The following is a 20,552-nucleotide window of genomic DNA, read 5'->3' on the forward strand; positions in this document are numbered from 1 at the left end:
GCGGCGTGCCCGGGGAGCGGTCCGGGCGGGGCCGGCCGGGCGACCGGGATGAGGCGGCGCGAGGCGGCGAGAGGCGGCGCGGCGGCGTACTGACGCGTGCGGCGGCTGCCCAGGACAAGTGGGCGGCCACCGCACGCGGCATCGGGGCCGGCGGACCTCCCCCGCCGTACGGGTCCGCGCGCCGGTGTGGCTCCAGGTGCCGGTGATGCAACTGCCGAACCCACGGCCCGTCAATAGTCCCAGCTCTGCCGGGAGTCGTCTCCCCTTGCCTCCCGGTTCGGGGTGGTTCCGGAGGTGGTGGACAACGGTATTCCGCCACCGGACATCGGAGGACCGCTCTCACCGAGTGGCCGGAAAACAGCCACCGGTGAGGCTTACCTCACACCTGCGTGACCTGCCGACCGACGGGGTGTAACACCGCGCTGTCACAGTCCCTGCGCCAGCAGCGAAAGGGGACATGACAATGAGTCAGTTGAATCGCCGTTCCTTCCTCCGGGCGGTCGGCGCCACCGGGGGCGCCGGCGCGATGTTCGCCACCATGGGCGCGCTGGGCCTGGCGCCCACCGCCGCCGCGGCCGCCGGCCACGAGGCGCCCTTCCGGGCCCCGCGGACCGGAGACTTCCACCTCACCCACAGAGCCGCTGCCAAAGTGGTGATCCTCGGCGGCGGTATCGCCGGCCTCACCACCGCGTACGAACTGGGCAAGGCCGGCTACGACTGCACCGTCCTGGAAGCCCGCGACCGGCCGGGCGGCCGCAACTTCACCGTCCGCGGCGGGGACACCACCACCGACCTCTACGGCTACCGGCAGACCGCCCGCTTCTCCGACGGCCAGTACATGAACGCCGGACCGGCCCGGATCGCGCAGTGGATGCTGACCCTCGACTACTGCCGTGAACTCGGCGTGCCCATCGAGGTGTTCACCAACGAGAACGCCGACGCCTACCTCTACAACGAGAAATCCGGCATGACGGCGCCGACCCGCTACCGCACCGCCAAGGCCGACGTCTACGGCTACGTCTCCGAACTCCTCGCCAAGGCAAGCAACCAAGGGGCCCTCGACCAGGACCTCACCGCACAGGACAAGGAGCGGCTGATCACGTTCCTGCGCGGCTACGGAGACCTGGGCCGCACCCTGGAGTACACCGGCAGCGAGCGCCGCGGCTACTCCGTCGTGCCGGCCGCGGCCGGCACCCCCGGCGTCGAGTACGGCAACGTGCCCACCGCCTCCGAGGTGTTCGCCACCGGTATCGGCCGCTACTTCTCCTTCGAGTTCGGCTATGACCAGGCCATGCTGATGTTCCAGCCGGTCGGCGGCATGGACCGGATACCGCACGCGCTGGCGGGCGCGATCGGCTCCCGGAGGATCCAGACCGGCTGCGCGGTCACCCAGGTCACCGACAAGGCGCACGGCGTCACCGTCACGTACACCCGCAACGGCCGCACCCACACCGTCGACGCCGACTACTGCGTCGCGGCGATGCCGCCCAACATCCTCGCCAAGGTCCCGCACAACCTCGGCACCGACGTCCAGACCGCGCTGTCGGCCATCACCCCGTCCTCGGCGGGCAAGATCGGCCTGGAGTACCGCTCGCGCTGGTGGGAGACGGACCACGGCATCTTCGGCGGCATCACCGAGACCGATCTCGACGTGACCCACATCTGGCACCCGTCCCACGGCTTCCTCGGCAGACGCGGTGTCATCATCGGCTACTACAACACCGGTTCGGCCGCCGACTCCTACGCCCCGCTCACCCCGAAGGACCGCGAGGCGCGGGCGGTGGCCGTGGGCGTGAAGATCTACGGCGACAAGTACCGTACGGAGCTCGCCACTTCCTTCTCGCAGCACTGGCGCCAGTTCCCGTACCAGGAAGCCGCCTGGCACAGCACCCCGGGCGGACCCGACGACCCGCGCTACAAGTCCCTCAACGACCCCACCGGGCACGTCTACTTCGCCGGTGACTGGCTCAGCTACATGGACGCCTGGCAGCACGGCGCCTTCGCCTCCGCCCGCAAGGCGGTGACGGCACTGCACACCAGGGTGCTGGCGGCCTGACCGCGGTGTGCGGCCAGGCGGAGGCGTCCGCCTGGCCGCACCCACGTGCGCCACGCGCGGCCGACGCCGCGTGAACGCCCGGCGCCGGAGCGCTCGGGCACCTGAGCGCTCCGACTCAACCGCCGTGGTGGCCGCCGGCCCGTTCAAGCCGCCACCGCCCCCGAAGCGGCCCCCTCCGCCGAAGCCGCCGTGGGCTCCGTGACCGCCGTGGCCGCCCCCGCCGAAGCCGCCGTGGCTCATCCCGAAGCGGTCTGGGACGACCGGTGGCAGACGTCCCCCCGGGTGTTGCTCCCGGCCCGGTAGGGCGGCGCCCCGTCGCCGGAGGGGCAGGAGTCGCCGAGCGCCGGGAACTCCTTCGGCGGGCACCCCTGGCTGTCCGCCGGCCCCTTGACCGTCGGGCAGTCGTCGACGGTGTCGACCACGCCGTCCCCGTCGCTGTCCCTCGGCACCGGGCATCCCCCGTCGGCGTCGGGGCCGGCGTCGTCGGGACCGTGGTCCCGGTGGTTGACGACTCCGTCGCCGTCCCGGTTGGCGGCGGGGTGTGCGCGGCGCGTGTCGAGCGCGCACCCGTCGGGGGTGGGACGGAGACGCGGGCCTGGCCGCCGGCTCCAGCGCGGTGCGGCCGTCGGCACACCGCCACCGCACGCATGACAACCCGTCGTCGGCTGCGCCGGGCGCCGTGCCGGTGAACCCGCCGGCGACGCGGCCCGGCCCGGCTGCGCCGGCTGCTCCGGCCGGGCCCGACGCGCCGCCTGGCGGTCACCTCGGGTCATAGACTGCCGGGCCTGGGTTCGGACGGCGCCGGCCGTCCGGCGGGGAGGCGGGGGATGGAGCCGTTACGGGCGGGGGACCCGGTGGCCGTCGGGGCGTACAAGCTGCTCGGCCTGCTCGGCAGCGGGGGGATGGGCGTGGTCTACCTGGCCCGTACCCCGGCCGGGCGGGCGGTGGCGGTGAGGACCGTCAAGCCCGGGTTCGCCGCGGAACCGCGGTACCGGGAGCGCTTCCGTGCGGAGGTCAGGGCCGCGCGCCGGGTCGGCGGCTCCCACACCGCGCCGGTGGTCGACGCGGACCCGGACGTTTCCCGCCCTGGCTGGCCAGCGCCTTCGTGGCCGGACCGTCGCTGGAGTCCGCCGTCACCGCGTACGGGCCGATGGCCGAGGGCCGGCCGCGGATCCTGGGCGCGGGCCTCGCCGAGGCGCTCGCCGCGATACACGCGGAGGGCGTCATCCACCGCGACCTCAAGCCCTCCAACGTGATCGTCGCGCCGAGGACGGGCCGCGCGTCATCGATTTCGGCATCGCGCGCGACCTGGGCGCCACCCCCGCTGACGGCGAGCGGCTCACCCGTCTTCGGCACAGCCGGCTATCACTCGCCGGAGCAGGCGTGCGGCCTGCCGGTGGGACCGGCGGGCGACGTCTTCTCCCTCGGCGCGGTGCTGGCGTACGCGGCGGGCGCGGCCGTCTTCGGCGGAGGCGAGGCGATGCTGCGGACGTACCGGGTGGTGCACGAGGAGCCGGACCTCGACAGGGTGCCGGCCGGGATGCTGCCGCTGGTCCGCTCCTGTCCGGCGAAGGATCCGGAACGGCGTCCCGACCCGACCCAGGTGCTCCGTGCCCTGGTGGACGGCGACGGGCCCGCCATGGCGGGCGGTCAGTGGCTGACCGAGCCGACGCGTCTTCTGGTCGACCGGCACCGGGCGGAGTTGGCGAGCGCGCTGGCCGTCCCGGACCGCGTGGCGACGGAGGCGCCCACGGCGGCGGACGTCCGCCCCGCACGGCGGCGGACCGGCCGGCGGCTTCCCCCGCGGCCGCGGCGGGGCCGGGCGAAGGCGGCGCGGTACCCGCTCCGGCGCCCCACCCTCCCCGACGTCCCCGACGCCCCCGCCACGCGACCCGCCCCGCCCGCTTCCGCGCGGCACCAGCACCAGCACCCGCCGCACCCGCACCCGCACCCGCACCCGCCGACGGTTCCGGCCGCCGGACCGGACGGGCCGGTTCCGGCCCCGGCCCCGGCCCCGGCCCCGGCCCCGGCGCATACCGCGGACCCGGCGTCCCCGTACCGCCCCCGCCGCCCGAACCGCCCGCGCCGCCCTGATGGCCGCCCCCCTCGTCAGCGGCTCCCGGGTGCTGGGCGTGCTGGGCGTGCTGGGCGTGCTGGAGGTACTCGACCCCGCCCCGCAGGCCCACGGCCAGCTCTCCGAGCTGGACCTGCTCAGCATGTTCGCCCGCCAGGCCGCCGCCGCGCTGCGCGTCCTCTTCGACCGCCCCGCCTCCGACCCCGGCCGCCGCGCCAACGCCCTCCGCCTCATCGGTGCCGTCCAGGGCCTCCTCCTCGACGGCTGAGGCCCGGCCGCCCGGCGCCGACGGCGGGCTGCCAGGCACGGTCGGCGAGCAGCCGCAGGCCGTTGAGCCCGACGATGACGGTGGAGCCTTCGTGGCCGGCGACACCCAGCGGCAGCGGCAGGTGCCCGACCAGGTCCCAGACCACCAGGCCGGTGATGAACACCCCGGCGATCACCAGGTTGTGCACCACCAGGCGGTGCGCGGTTCGGGACAGGCCCACCACGGTCGGGACGGTGCCCAGCTCGTCGCGGACGACGACGGCGTCGGCGGTCTCCAGGGCCAGGTCGGATCCGGCCCGGCCCATGGCGATGCCGGTGTGGGCGGCGGCGAGCGCCGGGGCGTCGTTGACACCGTCGCCGACCACCAGCACCCTGCGTCCGGCGTCCTGCATCTCCCGCACGGCGGTGACCTTGTCCTGGGGCAGCAGCCCGGCGCGGACGTCGGTGATGCCGGCCTCGGCGGCCAGTCGGGCGGCGGCACGCGGGTTGTCGCCGGTGACGAGGGTCGGGCCGGTCCCGGTGAGCGCGGCCAGCGCGGTGACGGTGGCGGCGGCCTCCGCCCGCAGCCGGTCGGCGATGCCCAGCACCCCCGCCGGAGCGCCGTCGACCAGGACCAGGACCGCGGTGCGGCCCTGGTCCTCCAGTTCCGCGGCCACCACCGCGGCGGAGCCGCTGTCGGAGGCGCTGTCGGAGGCGTCCAGCAGGCGCGCGGGACTGCCCACCGAGACCGTCCGCCCCTCGACGGCGGCGGTGACCCCGGCGCCCGGGGCGGAGGCGAAGCCGGCGGCGGGGGGAACGCCGAGGCCGCGGGCGCGGGCGGCGTCGGTGACCGCGCGCGCCAGCGGGTGCTCGCTGGCGTGCTCGGCGCCGGCGGCCAGGCGCAGCAGGGCGTCCTCGTCCAGGCCGCGCCCGGCCAGCGGCCGGACGTCGGTGACGCGGGGGGTCCCCTCGGTCAGGGTGCCGGTCTTGTCCAGCGCGACCGCGTCGATCCGCCCGAGCCGCTCCATGACGACGGCGGACTTCACCAGCACGCCGTGGCGTCCGGCGTTGGCGATCGCGGACAACAGCGGCGGCATGGTGGCCAGGACCACCGCGCACGGCGAGGCGACGATCATGAACGTCATCGCCCGCAGCAGCGTCGGCTGCAGCGCGGCGCCGAAGGCCAGCGGCAGGGCGAACAGCGCGACCGTGGCGGCGACCATGCCCAGGCTGTAGCGCTGCTCGACCTTCTCGATGAACAGCTGCGTCGGCGCCTTGGTCTGCGAGGCGTCCTCGACCATCCTCACGATCCGGGCGATCACCGAGTCCGACGGGTCGCGCTCCACCCTCACCCGCAGCGCCCCGGTGCCGTTCAGGGTTCCGGCGAACACCTCGTCCCCGACCCCCTTGGCCACCGGCAGCGGCTCGCCGGTGATGGTCGCCTGGTCCACCTCGCCGGCCCCGTCCAGGACCCGGCCGTCGGCGCCGATCCGCTCACCGGGCCGCACCAGGACCGTGTCGCCGACCGCCAACCGGTCCGTCGGCACCGTTTCCTCCCGGCCGCCGTCCAGCAGCCGGGCGGCCGTGGCCGGCGCGAGGTTCAGCAGGCCGCGCACCGAGTCGGCGGTACGGGCGGTGGCCAGCGCCTCCAGCGCCCCGGAGGTGGCGAAGATGACGATCAGCAGCGCCCCGTCGAGGACCTGGCCGACCGCCGCCGCGCCGATCGCGGCGACCACCATCAGCACGTCCACGTCCAGTGTCCCGGCCCGCAGCGCTTTCAGCCCGGCCCAGCCCGGCTCCCAGCCGCCGGCGACGTAGGCCGCGGCGAACAGCGGGCCCCACGTCCACACCGGCGCGGCCAGCAGATCCAGCGGCAAGGCCGCCAGGAACAGCACCAGCGCCGCCAGCGCCCAGCGGGCCTCCGGCAGCGCCAGCGCCCGGGTACGCCGCCGGGAGTCCGCGTCGCGGCGGACGGTCGCCGACGGGGCGGACCTGGTCACGGTGGTGGACATGGCAGGCGAGTCCTTCGCGGGAGGGAGGCCGACCCGCCCACCATACAGGACTGTATGAACAGTCATTCATTCGTTCATGTCCGTAGAATGGTGGCCATGGGCCATGGAGCGAACGTCCCGACCGACAGCGCCGCACCGCGCGCCGCGTTGACCGCGCAGAACGCGCCCAAGGTCGCGGCCACCCTCCAGGCCCTCGCCACGCCCTCCCGGCTGCTGATCCTGGCCCGGCTGCGCGAGGGGCCGCTGCCCGCCACCGAACTGGCCGCCGCCGTCGGCATGGAGCAGTCCGCGTGCTCCCACCAACTGCGCCTGCTCCGTAACCTCGGCCTGGTCACCGGCACCCGCCAGGGCCGCTCCGTCGTCTACGCCCTCTACGACGACCACGTCGCCGAACTGCTCGACCAGGCCCTCTACCACGTCGAACACCTCCGCCTCGGCGTCACCGACACCCCGGCCGGCGCGGACCGGCCGCACTCCGCCTCCCCGGCGCCCACGGCGCGCTGAGCCGCGGACGGCGTCCCGTTCGCGGCGGGCGTCCGGCACGCGTGCAGCGAACGCCGCGCCGGGAGGGGGCGCCGGGCGGCGGCCTTGCCCGGCGCCTCACTCGACCGCGCCGCGCACCAGTACGGCGGGCTCCGCCGCCCTCCAGTCGTACTGGCCGCCCCGCGCCAGGAACTTGGCGCGGTCCAGGGTCACCTGCCGCAGCGCGGCGGCGGCTCCGACGCTCAACACGCTTTCGCTGTAGGAGTAGTGGCCGTCGACGTTGTCGAAGAACCGGCCCGCCGGATCGAGCATCGCGTAACTGCCGGTCATCGCGTCGTTGTCCTCACAGACGACGTCGATGCCGTGCCGCGCCACCCACAGGTGCCGGGAGGCGAAGGCCCGGAACTCCTCGTCGGTGACACGCAACGGATTGTCGTACCCGCCGTTCTGCCCGTCGATGGGCAGCATCTGCAGGATCTTCCAGCGGCGAGGCGCGGCGTCCAGGAGGAACGACGAGAGGTCCTCCCCCAGGTTCGCCCGGGTGACGACGGTGTTGATCTTCAGACTGATTCCGGCGTTCCGCACGTCCAGGCACAGCGACCGGTAGGCGTGCTCCGGTATCGCCCGGCCGGCGGTCGTCCTGCCGAGCCTGGTCAGCACGTCGGGCACGAGGCTGTCGACGCTCAGCACCAGCCAGTCCAGTACGCCGGCGAGCCCGGTGACGTCCTTCACCAGCGAGCCGTTCGTGACGATCGAGGTGACCATCCCCCGCTGATGGGCCCGTGCCACGAGATCGGGCAGCCATGGGCACAGGAAGGGCTCACCGCCGGCGAAGGTGATCTTCTGGAAGCCCTCGTCCGCCAGCGCGTCCACCACCCGCAGGGCGTCCCGCGCGGGCAGGTGGCCGGCGGGCAGGACGTCCCTGCGGACGTCCTTGAACTGCGCGAAGCAGAAGCCGCAGTGCATGTTGCACGGCTGCCAGATGTGGAAGTTCACCGCCTTTATCGGGGGCGGCACCCGTGCGGTGCCGCCGACGGTGCTCACCATCCCGGGACGGCGAGCGCCAGTTCCGACAGGTCGGCCGCGAGTTTGCGGCTCCTGGCCGCGACGAAGGAGACCGGCGAACTGTGCAGGGACTTGCGGAGTTCGAGCGGCCGGCCGTCAAGGCCGAGTACGGTCCCGCCCGCGGCCTGGACGAGAAGGATCCCCGCGCACACGTCCATGAGTGCCGCGTTGCGGGCGACCATGGCGTCGATGGCCCCGCTGCCGACCAGGGCCAGGTCCAGGGCCGGCGCCCACATCGTCGTGACGCGCTTGCAGTTGCCGCTGAGCATGTCCTCGATGTGCCGTCCGGTGACCCTTCCCTCCACGGAGTAGTCCGTGACGAGCGCGACGGTGGCGTCGCGCAGGGCCGTCGCCGCGGCAAGGTCGCCCGATCGAGGCGTATCGCCGGCGGTGGCGGTGAACGTACGGCCGAGGAGCGGATCGAGCACCACGGCCAGCACGGCCGCGTCACCGGCGAACAGGGTGATGGCCACAGCGCAGTGCGCGATGCCGTAGCCGAAGTTGTTGGTACCGTCCAGCGGATCGACCACCCAGGTCAGGTCCGTCTCGTCCCAGCCGCCCTGCATTCCCTCCTCGGAGACGATCCCGTAGTCGGGGAACAGGTCGGTCAACTGTCGGACGATCACCCGCTGCGACGTCAGGTCGGCCCGTAACTGCACGTCATAGTGGCCCTTGCGTTGTACGACCTTGCGGTCCCCGAAGTCCGCGCGGATCACCGAGCCGGCCTCTCTGGCAGCCGAGACGGCGGCTTTCATTTCCTTCTGCCACCCCTTGGTCAGTGTGATCGACGGATTCATTACGGGTACTCCTCCTCCGCAGAATTCTGATTCTGCTGTCGTCTGATCTTGTATTCCTCTACCACAACGGGAGGCGCCAGCGCTCCGACGGCCGCCACAACAGCGGTGCCCACCCATTTCGCCAACTGCCCTAAGGCAGATCCGCCGGATGCGCCGATGATGTTCAACTGCCGGAAAGCGAGAAGGACGACGAAGACGGTGAGCAAGGAAAGCCATGCGGTAGTCACATACGACCGCGCACCGCTGGTCAACGGGGCGGCAGAGGAGGAGATCCGCTTTCCGAGGGATTTCTCCAGAGCCTCCAGCTGTCTTTCGTGATAAGCGGAGAGGGCGACGGCGTCCAATCGCTCGGCACTGCGCGCGGTGATGCTGCGCAGGGCGAACAGCGCGTCGTGGCAGGCCCAGACGGGGAAATCCCCCGGCGCGGTCAGCCCGCTCCGCCAGGCCCCGTCCGCCGTCTGCATGCGCAGGAGCTTGAGAGTGCCGTGCAGCAGCGTCGGATCGCTGAGGTCCCGGCCCGTCGCGCTGAGGGCGGCCAGCGCCCAGGGCGTGGCGAAGTGCCTGAAGTCCAGCCGCGCGAAGGAGTTGTTGTCGACGACCGTGGTGAAGGAGGTGGAGGTCCACGGCTCCTCCCGTGCCGGGTCGAAGGCGCCGTCGAGGTAGGCGCAGCCCCTGACGATGTGGCGCTCGCCCGGGTCGACGCCCTGGCTCAGCAGCGCGAGCAGCGCGTGCGCCGTGTAGGCGGGGGACGACGTGGACTCCGCGTCCGCGGCCGCCGACCTCGGGTGGCGCGCGACCGGGCCCCAGCCGCCGTCGGCGTTCTGCGCGGTCCGCAGCCACTCGACGCCGCGGCGCGCGGGCGTGGTGCGCCCCAGGGTCGCGAGGACGCGGACGGCCCAGGCGGTCGCGACCACGTTCGACGTACTGTCCGCCGCCGACGACTTCCAGCCGCCGTCGGCCTGTTGGGCCGTCTCCAGCCATGCGAGCCCCCGTTGCACGGCGGGGGTGTCGTCGCCTCGGCCCGCTTCGCTGAGGGCCATCAGGCAGTAGGCCGTGCTTTCCGTGATGGACACGTCGCTCAGCGCCCCCACCAGGGCACGGCGGATCTGCCAGCCGCCGTCGGGGTTCTGAAGCGCCCCCAACGTCTCCCCCGCGGCGTCCACGATGCGCACCCGGCTGCCGGCGTACACGTGCGAGAGCAGGGCCTGGGCCGTGGAGAGAACTCCTATGGTCCGGCCGTCCTGGTATTGGTTCCACCCCTGCATGCCGCTCTCCACCGAGACGTGCGCGTCCAGGTAGTCCACGGCACCCTCCACCGCCCTGCGCAGGGAGAGGCCCAGGGCGCCGGCCGTGCTCTCCGCCGTCCGCCGTTGGAGCGCCAGGGTGAAGACGCCTTCGCCCGGCAGGTCGCCGGTCAGATGGGGGAGGTCCTCGACCCGGTGGGACGTGAGGCGCTGCGCGCCCCGCGCGGCCGCGTTCACCGGCGGCGTCTCCGCTCCCACGAAAAGGCGCAGGTCCTCGGCCGCCTCGTCGACGGCCAGCACGCCGAAGTAGGAGATGTCGAGGTGCAGCTGGCTCCTCGCCGCCTCCACGACGGCGGTCCGCAGGTCCGTCTGACGCAGCCGTCCGACGCCGATCACCAGTCGAGGACAGCGCCTGCGGCCGGGTTCCCCCGTCAGATAGAAGACCTCCGCGTCCCGCTGCACCAGCATGAGCCAGATGATCAGCTTTCCCATGTCCTGCGCGTGATGCGATCCGGCGGTCGCCAAGGACGCCTCTCAACGGTCGTCAGACGCGGAAGCGTGTGGGACGACGCTTCCCCCGGAGTACCCGAAGGGGCAAGGTTCCCCACCTGCTACGGAAATCCCCATAATGAGGCTCGATCACACGGCGGACCACTGAACTTTACGTATGCTTTACCCGCATATATGCACGCCAGCGCCGTGCCAGCACCCACGAACCATGGCGGACGACGACCTCCAGCTCTCGGCGGCGGGGAAGGCCGATGACGCGGGCGGCGGCGAACAGGCCGGGCCGTACGCCGGGTATGCGGCTCCCGCCGGCCCGACCAATCCCTGACCTGCTGCTCTACGCGTCCCCCGGGTCCGATCCGCACCCCGGGGAATTCCCCGGGGCCGCGGGTACCCGGCCAGCCCCGAGAGAGAGCCGTGCTCCCGCCCGCGTCCCTGCCCGTCTCCCTGCCCCACGAAGGCCCGCCGCCCTCCGCCCACCCCGTCACCACATGGCGATCCCGCCGTCCCGAGCGTCGGCAAAGCCCCCTCGCCGCTTGTCGGTACGGACCTCCGACAGCCGTATCTCGGCGCCCTGCATGGCGGAGAGGATCAGTCCTGGACGCCGGGCCTCCCCTTCACCCGACACCGTGTGCGCGTGCCGCCCAAGGAAGTACGCTCACGCTTCCGCGTCTTCCTTGTCGGGCCGCTTCCTGAGCCGACGGTCTTCCATACAGCCAGCCCTTCATCCCGGGCTCTCCCTGCCATGTCGGTGAAACCTGCACCAGGGAAGGACTCAGGATCAGTGGATCGCCGGGTTCCGCGCGCCCGCGCTGAATGAGCATGCTTTCCGGGGCCCGCTGGGCAACGACGATCCGGATTTCGTCACGTCATCCGAGGCTTGATGCGCTGACCCCGGGAATGGCCACAGGCACGGGCTGCGAGAGGACCGGACGCGCATCCGGCAACCACGCACGACGAGTACGCGAGGCGTCTCGTCTTGCCTCAGGCCCTGACGTGCTGCCAGATCGTTCCCCCCGCGCCGGCGAGGGATAACAACCTGTCCACTCCGGGCTGCCTTCCGGCTGGTGACGAGGTCCTTACGCGACTTCGTCTCGGGCAACTCGAACCGCCCCAACCACGCCATGCCCGCCCCCTGCGATGGCGCAACGCCTACGACCGCCGCCCTGACATCCTGGCGGCCCTGCGCCGCGAACGCGCCAGGATCAGCTGCGAACGCCGGCCACACCGTCGCCGTCCGGGCGTACGACGTGATCCGCATGTGTCGCGGGACGGGCGGCCGACCCCGCTGGGCGACGCGATCGCGCACTACGGGCGGATCGCCAAGTCCTGGCACATCCTGCGCCTGGCCGACCAGCCCGGCTACCGCCGCCAGATCAGGGCACAGGCCAACCTCCAGGAAGGCCGCCACGCGCTCGCCCGGAAGATCTTCCACGGCCGCGCGGGGCAGCTCTACCAGCGCTACCAGGACGGCATAGAGGACCAGATCGGCGCCCTCGGCCTGGTCTTCAACGCCGTGGTGCTCGTCAAAACCCGGTACATGGACGCAGCGGTCAACCATCTGCGGGCGGACGGGGCCGAGGTTCGCGACAAGGACATCGCCCGCCTCTCACCGTTCGTACGCCAGCACATCAACATGCACGGCCGGTACTCATTCAAGCTCCCCGACCTGCCCGGGGGCATGCGCTCCCTGCGCGACCCGGACATGGCCGACGAGGCGTAACCGCGGCCGCCCCGCAGGACGGGGCGGGGCCGGGAAGCCGCTGTTCGGCTTCCCGGCCCGCAGGGATCGTAGTGCGACCGTCAGCCGGCGACCGCGGCGGTCGCCGCGGTGTAGCGGGCGGCGACATCGTTCCAGTTGACCAGGTCCCACAACTTGTTGACGTAGTCGGGGCGGACGTTCTTGTACTGCAGGTAGTAGGCGTGCTCCCAGGCGTCGAAGACCAGAAGCGGGACGCTGCCCTGGCCGACGTTGCCGTGGTGGTCGTAGACCTGCTCCACGATCAGCCGCTTGCCCAGCGGCTCGAAGGCCAGTACGCCCCAGCCGGAGCCCTGCACCGAACTGGTGGCGATGGTGAGCTGCTTCTTGAACGCCTCGAAGCCGCCCAGGTGCTCGTCGATCGCGGTGGCCAGTGCGCCGTCGGGGCGGTCGCCGCCGTCAGCGGAGAGGTTCTGCCAGAAGATCGAGTGCAGGACGTGCCCGGAGAGGTTGAACGCGAAGGTCTTCTCCAGACCGACCAGGCCGGTCGGGGTGATCGCGTCCTTGTCGCGGACCTCGGCGATCTGCTCCAGCGTGTCGTTGGCGCCCTTGACGTACGCGGCGTGGTGCTTGGCGTGGTGCAGCTCCAGGATCTCCGGCGTGATGGACGGCGAGAGCGCGGAGTAGTCGTACGGCAGGTCGGGAAGCGTGTACGTGCCCATCAGACACGGCCCCTTTCAGCAGTTGGGTGATCGTCAGGACTCACCCTAGGCCGTTATTGCGAGAGAGTTGCAACAACGCACAGGATGCACCACGATGGCGTTCAGGCGGGGCCGACCCGTCAGCCTCCGGACTTCGGCACCCCTGGGTGCCGCCCTTCCGACAGGTGATCGTCTTTCACCCGGCAACCGCCGGTTCGAGCGGGTCGGCACCGTCACCGTCCAACGGCCACCGCAGTGGCCCGCATCCGCCCCTCCCGTCACCGGCGGCTGTCGCCGGGCGCCAGCAGGCCGGTCACCTCGGCGATGGCGTCCGGGGAAGGCTTGAAGTAGCGGCGGACGTTCTCCGGCTTCTTGTGCCTCGACTTGGCCATCAGCATCAGCAGGGAGGCGCCCTGCTCGCCGAGGTGGGTCAGGCCGGAGTGCCGCCACTCGTGCAGATCCCATCCGGTACCGGCCACGCTTCCGACTGCCGTGTGCCGGTCCGGCAACGCGCGAGCCTGACCGTACGACAGCCGGGCCAGCCCGGTGTCCGGGCACACGTCGCGCGGCCCGAGCACCTTGCCGGGGTTGGGGCGGCGATGAGTGACGAACACCGGGCCACGGGTGCGGCCGCGCAGCAGCCGGGGCAGCAGCCGGGGCAGCAGCCGCGCGGTACCGGTGTCCCGGTGGACCGTCTCCAGCACGAAGTCCCCGCGCGTCCGGCCGCCCCGGCGGCGGCGGGCGGCGGCTCCCTTGGCCTTTACCGGCGCCCGCCGGCCGGCCAGGTCGAGGTCCTCGATGTTCGTCCCGAGGATCTCCTCGGCCCGCGCACAGGTCTCGTAGAGCATCCGCCACAGCGTCTTCTCCCGCAGCGGGTCCTCCCGGCGGGCGATGAGCCGGTCGACCATCACCTTCGGCCGAACCTGGGTCTCGGAGTCCGGCGGGGTCATCCGCTTCACCCAGGCCGGGGCCGCCGGGCCGTCGTAGCCGTGGTCCGCGCACCAGCCGAGCCAGGACAGCACCGCCGCGCGGCGGGCATTCCAGGTGTTGACCGCGGCGGTGCCCCACAGCAGTTCCAGCGCCTCGCCGACCTCGTCGTCGACCACGGCCGCCAGGAGCCGGTCCTCGCCGAGCCGTTCGGCGGTCTTCTCGACGCCGATGCCGTAGCCGCGGGCGGTGTTCGGGTTGGCAAGTAAGCCGAGGAAGACATCGGCCGCCGACCAAACGCTCAGCGCCTTCCCGGACTGGAGCTGGACGACGGCGGGCACCGCTTCCCCCATACCGCAGACAACGGGGTCGCTTCGCGCAGCGGCTCGGCGATGTCGCCGCAGGTCGGATATGGCGATGCCGCAGATATTAGGGCGTTATCTGCGGGAAGACTTCCAACCCGCCCGGCCGGCCGTACCCCGAAGTGCGCCCGCCAGAGCCGCCGGGGGCTTGGCGCCGGTTTTCGTTCCGATGTTTCTCAACCCCCGTGAGGCCCGTGGGTTCAGCGGAACTGAAGCTTGTTCAGCGGGAACTCGAGGGTCGGTCCGTGTGCGTCGGCTGGGGGTATCCGTGGGTTCGGTAGGAACGTGGGGGTGAGCTGCGTGGTCGCGCAGACTATCCCTGGGCGGTGGGGCGAACCACGATGTCGCCTACATCGACACCGTCCGGCTGCTCGATGGCGAAGGCGATGGCGCGGGCCACCGCGTCGGGCGAAAGAGCGGTCTCCATCATCTTGTCGATCTGGGTTTTCACCGCCGGATCCATGCGCTCTGCGAAGTCCGTGCGGACGGCGCCGGGAGAGACGACGGTGACGCGCAGGCTGTCGCCGGCCTCTTGCCGCAAGCCCTCGGAGATGGTGCGGACGGCGTTCTTCGTGCCGGCGTACACCGACTGGAGCGGCACGATACGCAGTCCGGCGGTGGACACGGTGTTGACGAAGTGCCCGAAGCCCTGCTCCCGGAAGACGGGAAGGGCCGCGGCGATCCCGTACAGGACCCCTTTGAGGTTGACGTCGATCATCTCCTCCCAGTCCTCGACGCGCAGGTCATCCAGACGGGAGATCAAGCCGATCCCGGCGTTGCTGACGAGGACGTCGAGCTGGCCGTATCGATCGCTTGCCAGCTTGACGAGGCCGGCAAGGTCCTTGCGTCGCGTCACGTCCGTGCGGGCCCAGACGGCTTCACCGCCCGCCTCTTCGATGCGGGCGGCCAGAGCCTCAAGACGCTCCGGACGGCGTGCCCCGAGGACGATCTTTGCACCGCGCTCGGCGAGCAGAAGCGCGGTCGCCTCGCCGATGCCGCTGCTGGCGCCCGTGATCGCCACGACTTTGCCTTCGATTCCCGACATGATGGACAGTCCTTCCAGCGGAGGAGTGGGGGCGGCCGTGCCCTACAGTGAAAGTGGAGGCTCCGCCACTTCGTTCACACTAAGTGGCGGAGCCTCCACTTAGCAAATGAAGACAAGGGAGAGCCACTGATGGCCCGGGATGCAGGACGCCCGCTGAGGGCTGACGCACAGCGGAACCGGGAGAAGATCCTGGCCGCCGCGGTGCACGTGTTCACCGAGGAGGGACTGGATGCGCACTTCGAGCGCATCGCCAGAGAAGCGGGCGTGGGAACCGGCACCCTCTACCGCAACTTCCCGACCCGGGAAGCTCTGATCGAGGCGGCGTACCGCAACGAAGTGGCCCGGCTGTGCGACGCCGTCCCCGGTCTCCTTGCGGCGATGTCACCGCCTGAGGCGCTGCGAGCCTGGACCCGCAGCTTCATCGACTACGCCACCGCCAAACTCGGCATGGCCGACGCCCTGCGGGCCGTCGTCAGCTTGGGAACCGATCCCTACGCCGAAAGTCACGAGATGATTCAGACCGCCCTCTCCTCCCTCATGGACGCCAATAGCGCTGCCGGAACGATCCGGTCCGACATCAGCCCGACCGACATGTTCGCCGCCCTCGCCGGCATCGCCCTCACCTCGGCTAAGCCCGAGCAGCGGGAGCAGGCCGAACGCCTCCTCGACCTCATCCTGGACGGACTGAAACCCGTGCCGTCGCGGCCCCCCGAAAACTGACGCCAGAAGCCCGGACATCATCGAAGCTGCTGTTCAGCGGCCTGTTCCAGTAGTGCTCGTGCGGAGTCCGAGTAGCGCATCGCGGTCTTCTCGTCGAGCCCGAACACCTCGGCGAGGTGGAGCGGATCGGGCCCGTGGGTCAGGGCCTCTTCGAGTTGCCGGTCAACGCGGAGCCGTTCCAACGTCGCGTCCTGCCCGCGCATCGCAGCGCTGATCCAGTGGTTGCTGGCGCGGCTGGTCTTGGTGGCGGTCTGCTGGTTGATCAGCAGGTGGAGATTCACGGTGTTCGGCCACCGGCTTCGCCGGTGCTCCAGCCAGTCCAGCAGCAGCTTCGAGGTGAGGTCGTCGAGCGGCCGGACTCGCCCGGCGATGGCCAGCCGGCGGTTCCCGAGATCGACATCGTCGAGCATGAGCGTGCCGATCTGAGCGACCCGGGCGGCGTGGATCGCCGCGAGGGCGAGGATGAGCCGCGTCGCCGGGGTGGTGGCCACCGCGACAGAGCGGTCGACCTGGTCGGGGACCAGCGGTTGCAGCACGGCGTACTCGTACTGCCCGACCTTGATCCGGCCGGTCGGGTTGCGGAAGATCAGCCCATTCCGCTTGGCCCAGATGAATAGCGAACGCGGGGCCACGAGTTGGTCATGCCGCTGCCGGCCGCGCAGTGTCTTGACGTAGGTGCGGACGTCGTCGCGGGTCACTTCCCGCAGGTGGTCGTAGCGGTTCGACCACTCCGGCAGCGCCGGTCGGGCCCGGTTGCGGTAGAGCCAGACCGTGCCCTGTTGCCGAGGCAGGCTCCGTGGGCCGCCGTCGCGCAGAACCCGGGTCCAGCGTTCAGCCTCCGCAGCAATGCCGGGGGCGAGACCCTTCAGACGATCGGCGAGCCAGCGTTCGAAGGACGGTTCACTGTCGTCCAGGAAGATCCCCATTTCCTCAAGGACCGTGATGACGTGACCAACCCGCAGGTCGAGGGCACGGAGCTGGGTGAATATCTCACTGTGGCGGATGACGTCGCCTCGACGTATCCGGTGAGCACGACGGCCAGGCCGCGGTTGACAGCGAAGCGGATGCCGCGTCCCCAGCCCCGGGCTTCGGCGAGTTGGTGGGCGAGGTGCTTCGCCCAGGCCAGCCATGGGCTGGCCGGGTCGGCGGCGGCCGGGTCGAGCCGTCCGAAGTCACGCGGAACCTGCTCGAACAGCGGTAGTTGCCTCCAACCGGTTCTCGGCTGTGAGTGCGACATGGGTGGTGGCCTGCGGGATGCTTCTCGCGCCTTGACGTGATGCAGGGCGGTGAGAGCTGATCCTCTGCGGTAGTGCAGTCCCACGAAGAAGAGCTGCTGATGGCGCACGGCCTGAAGCCACGGGGTCATCACTTCTCCGTTGACGGTCGGCATACCGGTGGCGGTCTTGGCGTTGAGTCGGGCCTGGCAAGGGATCGGCCGTCCCGGCGCTTGGGGATCACCGCCGGTGTGGCAGTCCCCGCGCTGACCGCCACTCGTTCCGTCTCCGTCCGCCCTGGGCGGCTGACCTTCTCCGGCTCGGGGATCAGCAGGTCGCCGATCTCGCAGCCGAGGACGACGCAGATGACGTCCAGATCCTCCAGCTTGAGCGAAACGGGCTGCCCGGACCACAGGCCGGACATCTTCCCCGCCGAGATCACCAACCCGTGCTCGCCCAGGTTCCGCTGGAGCTCGGAAGCCTTCCAGACTCCTTTGTTGGCGGCCGTCAGCCGCAGGTTCCACCTCATCAGGCCAGTCCTTCCAGCCGCTTCGCGGCCCGTTCCATCCCGGCGACCCAGGCGTCCTCGACCCGGGTCTGCTGGACGTGGATGTATCGCATCGTGGTGGCGATCCACGAGTGTCCCAAAACCTCCTGGATTACGAGCAAGTCCAGCCCATTCCCGTAGAGTTGCGACGCGCAGAAGTGCCCTTTGTCCGCAGAGGCTGTGTGCGGTGAGCTCGTGTCGTCATTGAGCAGGTCCGCTGCCAGGACCACTTTCGCGATGATGGGAACGACGCGTGTTGCATCCCGGCCCTTGTTGATGTGGCGTGGATCACTCGATTGAGGGGCGGGGGCGCCGTCTGCGGAGCCCCCGCCCAGTGCCCGGTCAGCTCCAGGTCATGTTGATCGCACGCTCGAAATTGATGTATCCAGCGCGCCGGAAGGCGTTCGCCATCGGGAGGTTGCCGAGGTCTGTGGACGCGCGGATGCGGGGGACGTTCTGCTCGGCGAGGACTCGGGTGCCCTCGGCGAGGATGTCGTCGATGTAGCCGTTGCCGCGGTGCGAGGGCAGGACCGCGATGTAGGCGATGATCGCGTTGTAGTCGTTGCGGGCTGGGATGACGAACCCCACTGGCTGTCCGTGAGGCAGTGTTGCGATGCGCCACCAGTCCCGCGGGCTGGTGTAACGCGCCAGCTCGTCCTCGTAGTGCCGGACGGCCGCTTCGCGTACTGACATCCGCGTCATGTCGTCACGACCGTGTGCGTCCAGCGTCCCGTCCAGAACTGAGGTCATCAGAGCCACAAGTTCCTCGTCGTCGTGGACCGGCCGGAAGGCAAGGCGCCCGCTGGGCTCGGGGGCTGGCGATTCCGGACGCCATTCCAGGCGCAGTCGTTCGACGAAGAGTCGGGCGCCGGTCCGTTCAAGTACCGTCATACGGTCTTCGACGGCTTGTCTGGTTGCAGCGTTCTCACGCCAGTCCGGGGGGACGAAACGGTTGTACTCAGGTGGGCGCGACCCGTTCGGGAGGGTAGCGGTCATCGCGGTGCGCAGAAGTTGCGCCCCGATGTCCAGGTGATCGGAGCCTGAGGCGCTGTCTTCGATGTCGAGGATATCCAGGATGAGTGGTGCGTCGCCGACTGATCGGCTCCACCAGGCTGCCCTGGCGAGCAGGCGGTCGCCCCGCAGGGCGACCCACATCCACTCGGGACGCCGACGGCCGCCGGCAAGGTCGTCCGCCAGCTCCCCGTTGAGGACGTAGGGCAGTTGGGAGAACAGGTCGAGTTCTTCGTGTCCGGTGATCGGACGCATGGTCAGGTCGTTCGTTTTCACGGTCAAGGCACGCTCCGGTGAAGGCGCCCGTCCGCTCCGGGGTCAGACGCAGTCTGCACCCCGGGAGGACACAAGCGCGGTGATCATGGGGATCATGGGCTTATCTCTCCTCTCGCTGTCGTGACCCCTCAACCCTCGTGGTGGAGGTCCAGCGATAACGTCTATCCAACCGCAGCCCTCGTCCGCAAACCCTTTTCGATCACCCTGCTTTCGACGGTGCCGAACAGCGAGCCGGGGGGTGTGTCAATTTAACGGCTGATCTTGGGGTTTGAGGTTCAGTTGTTGGCCGGGGTGAGCCGGCCCTCGAAGGCGATCTGGAAGGCGTTCAAGGGCGCTATCCAGCGCATGGTCCACCTCTTGCGGCCCTTGCCGGTCGGGTCGAGACTCATCAGCGCCATGTACACACACTTCAGGGCGGCGGCCTCGGTGGGGAAGTGGCCCCGGGCGCGGACGGGCTTGCGTATCCGCGCGTTGACGGATTCGATGGCGTTCGTCGGGCAGATGACGGTGCGGATCTCGACGTCGAAGGAGAGAAACGGCACGGACTCGGCCCAGGCGCTCTCCCACAGTTGGACGATCGCCGGGTACTTCTTCCCCCAGGCGTCCTGGAACTCACCGAAGCGTTCGCCCGCCGCGCTCTGGTTCGGCGCGGTATAGACGGGCTTGAGCGCCTTGGCGGTCTTGTCCCAGTCCGCGCGCGAGGCGTATCGGAAGCTGTTGCGCAGGAGGTGGACGATGCACTTTTGCACAATGGTGCGGGGCCAGACCGTCCCGACCGCGTCGGGCAGGCCCTTGAGCCCGTCGCAGACCGGCATCAGCACGTCGTCCAGGCCGCGGTTCCTCAGCCCGGTGAACACCTGCAGCCAGTACTGCGCACCCCCGCCGCCGTCGCCGGCCCAGATGCCCAGGATGTCCCGGGTGCCCTCGGCGGTGACGGCCATGACCACGGAGACGGGCCGGTTCGCGACCTTCCCGTCCCGGATTTTCACGTTGACGGCGTCCACGAACAGGACCGGGCAGACGCGGTCCAGCGGCCGGTTCTGCCGTTCGGCCATGCCGTCCATCACCTGGCCGGTGATGGTGGAGATGGTCTGTTTCGAGACCCCGGCGCCGTAGACCCCGGCCAGGTGCGCGGAGATCTCCCCGTGGGTGGGGCCCTTCGCGGACAGCGACAGCACCATCTCATCCACACCCGTCAGCCGCCGCCGCCGCTTCCTGACGGTCTGCGGCTCGAAGCTGCCCTCCACGTCCCTCGGCACCTTGCCCTCGACCGGCCCGACATCCGTCAGCACGGTCTTCGCCCGAGTGCCGTTGCGGCTGCTGCCGCTGTTCTTCCCCGCCGGATCGTGCTTGCCGTAGCCGAGGTGACCGGTGATCTCACCCTCCAGCACAGCCTCCAGCACACCCTCCAGCACCCGCTTGGCCAGCTGCTGCAACAGCCCACCCGCACCAGTCAGCTGCACGCCCTCACTCCGGGCCCGCTCGACCAGCATCGCGATCAACCGCTCGCCCGACGTGACCACACCGACCGGCTCAGCCACGGACTCCGGCTCGATCGTCATCTCA

At 70.8% G+C, this 20,552-nt stretch carries 16 protein-coding genes and 3 pseudogenes; 6 read left to right on the forward strand and 13 right to left on the reverse strand.

Annotated features, from left to right (window positions below; all coding sequences use genetic code 11):
- Positions 1–526 precede the first annotated feature (526 nt).
- Positions 527–2,056: a flavin monoamine oxidase family protein gene (locus RLT57_RS06890; protein WP_311300608.1), complete on the forward strand. Its 1,530-nt coding sequence runs from the start codon at positions 527–529 to the stop codon at positions 2,054–2,056.
- A gap of 236 nt (positions 2,057–2,292) precedes the next feature.
- On the opposite strand, the gene RLT57_RS06895 is transcribed toward RLT57_RS06890, so the two are convergent.
- The gene (locus RLT57_RS06895; RefSeq protein ID WP_311296480.1) at positions 2,293–2,505 is read right to left on the reverse strand and encodes a hypothetical protein; all 213 of its coding nucleotides are present in this window, start codon (positions 2,503–2,505) and stop codon (positions 2,293–2,295) included.
- 701 nt (positions 2,506–3,206) lie between these two features.
- On the opposite strand from RLT57_RS06895, the pseudogene RLT57_RS33265 reads away from it, so the two are divergent.
- Positions 3,207–3,608, forward strand: a pseudogene (locus tag RLT57_RS33265) (protein kinase domain-containing protein); the annotation flags it as partial.
- 472 nt (positions 3,609–4,080) lie between these two features.
- A pseudogene (locus RLT57_RS06905) lies at positions 4,081–4,398 on the forward strand (GAF domain-containing protein); the annotation flags it as partial.
- Here the strand turns inward: RLT57_RS06905 and RLT57_RS06910 are convergent.
- Complete coding sequence (locus RLT57_RS06910) at positions 4,361–6,388, reverse strand: heavy metal translocating P-type ATPase (protein WP_311296482.1); 2,028 nt, start codon at positions 6,386–6,388, stop codon at positions 4,361–4,363. The pseudogene RLT57_RS06905 and the gene RLT57_RS06910 overlap by 38 nt on opposite strands.
- A 96-nt stretch (positions 6,389–6,484) precedes the next feature.
- Between RLT57_RS06910 and RLT57_RS06915 the strand changes: the two genes are divergently transcribed.
- The gene (locus tag RLT57_RS06915) at positions 6,485–6,892 is read left to right on the forward strand and encodes an ArsR/SmtB family transcription factor (RefSeq protein WP_311296483.1); all 408 of its coding nucleotides are present in this window, start codon (positions 6,485–6,487) and stop codon (positions 6,890–6,892) included.
- 96 nt (positions 6,893–6,988) lie between these two features.
- Here the strand turns inward: RLT57_RS06915 and RLT57_RS06920 are convergent, their stop codons facing one another.
- The 3 genes from RLT57_RS06920 to RLT57_RS06930 are packed head-to-tail and all read right to left on the reverse strand — an operon-like array spanning position 6,989 to position 10,469.
- On the reverse strand, positions 6,989–7,918 hold the full coding sequence (locus RLT57_RS06920) for a viperin family antiviral radical SAM protein (protein WP_311296484.1): 930 nt from the start codon (positions 7,916–7,918) through the stop codon (positions 6,989–6,991).
- Positions 7,912–8,733, reverse strand: coding sequence for an inositol monophosphatase family protein (locus RLT57_RS06925; RefSeq protein ID WP_311296485.1), 822 nt, complete (start codon positions 8,731–8,733; stop codon positions 7,912–7,914). Before RLT57_RS06925 ends, RLT57_RS06920 begins: the two co-directional genes overlap by 7 nt.
- Entirely contained in the window at positions 8,733–10,469 is a 1,737-nt protein-coding gene (locus tag RLT57_RS06930) for a prenyltransferase/squalene oxidase repeat-containing protein (RefSeq protein ID WP_311296486.1), read from the reverse strand. Before RLT57_RS06930 ends, RLT57_RS06925 begins: the two co-directional genes overlap by 1 nt.
- 1,241 nt (positions 10,470–11,710) lie before the next feature.
- On the opposite strand from RLT57_RS06930, the pseudogene RLT57_RS06935 reads away from it, so the two are divergent.
- A pseudogene (locus RLT57_RS06935) lies at positions 11,711–12,207 on the forward strand (Tn3 family transposase); the annotation flags it as partial.
- Positions 12,208–12,287: 80 nt separating this feature from the next.
- Here RLT57_RS06935 and RLT57_RS06940 read toward each other — a convergent pair.
- The 3 genes from RLT57_RS06940 to RLT57_RS06950 all read right to left on the reverse strand — a co-directional run bounded on the left by RLT57_RS06940 (position 12,288) and on the right by RLT57_RS06950 (position 15,218).
- Positions 12,288–12,905, reverse strand: coding sequence for a superoxide dismutase (locus RLT57_RS06940; RefSeq protein ID WP_311296487.1), 618 nt, complete (start codon positions 12,903–12,905; stop codon positions 12,288–12,290).
- A 257-nt stretch (positions 12,906–13,162) separates the two neighbouring features.
- Positions 13,163–14,152, reverse strand: a complete 990-nt coding sequence (locus RLT57_RS06945; protein WP_311296488.1) for a tyrosine-type recombinase/integrase — start codon at positions 14,150–14,152, stop codon at positions 13,163–13,165.
- 334 nt (positions 14,153–14,486) lie between these two features.
- A complete protein-coding gene (locus RLT57_RS06950; protein ID WP_311296489.1) occupies positions 14,487–15,218 on the reverse strand; it encodes an SDR family oxidoreductase in 732 nt (243 codons plus the stop codon).
- Positions 15,219–15,347: 129 nt separating this feature from the next.
- On the opposite strand from RLT57_RS06950, the gene RLT57_RS06955 reads away from it, so the two are divergent.
- The gene (locus tag RLT57_RS06955) at positions 15,348–15,938 is read left to right on the forward strand and encodes a TetR/AcrR family transcriptional regulator (RefSeq protein WP_311296490.1); all 591 of its coding nucleotides are present in this window, start codon (positions 15,348–15,350) and stop codon (positions 15,936–15,938) included.
- 17 nt (positions 15,939–15,955) lie between these two features.
- Here the strand turns inward: RLT57_RS06955 and RLT57_RS06960 are convergent, their stop codons facing one another.
- From RLT57_RS06960 to RLT57_RS06980, 5 genes are all read right to left on the reverse strand, one after another.
- The gene (locus RLT57_RS06960; RefSeq protein ID WP_311296491.1) at positions 15,956–16,864 is read right to left on the reverse strand and encodes a hypothetical protein; all 909 of its coding nucleotides are present in this window, start codon (positions 16,862–16,864) and stop codon (positions 15,956–15,958) included.
- Positions 16,865–17,303: 439 nt separating this feature from the next.
- Complete coding sequence (locus RLT57_RS06965) at positions 17,304–17,681, reverse strand: helix-turn-helix domain-containing protein (RefSeq protein ID WP_311296492.1); 378 nt, start codon at positions 17,679–17,681, stop codon at positions 17,304–17,306.
- Entirely contained in the window at positions 17,681–17,929 is a 249-nt protein-coding gene (locus RLT57_RS06970; RefSeq protein ID WP_311296493.1) for a tyrosine-type recombinase/integrase, read from the reverse strand. The genes RLT57_RS06965 and RLT57_RS06970 overlap by 1 nt, the downstream gene beginning before the upstream one ends.
- A 112-nt stretch (positions 17,930–18,041) precedes the next feature.
- A complete protein-coding gene (locus RLT57_RS06975; protein ID WP_311300609.1) occupies positions 18,042–18,965 on the reverse strand; it encodes a GNAT family N-acetyltransferase in 924 nt (307 codons plus the stop codon).
- A 296-nt stretch (positions 18,966–19,261) separates the two neighbouring features.
- Positions 19,262–20,548, reverse strand: coding sequence for an IS256 family transposase (locus RLT57_RS06980; RefSeq protein WP_399129786.1), 1,287 nt, complete (start codon positions 20,546–20,548; stop codon positions 19,262–19,264).
- Between the last annotated feature and the right edge of the window lie 4 nt (positions 20,549–20,552).

The organism is Streptomyces sp. ITFR-21 (assembly GCF_031844685.1).
Lineage (GTDB): Bacteria > Actinomycetota > Actinomycetes > Streptomycetales > Streptomycetaceae > Actinacidiphila.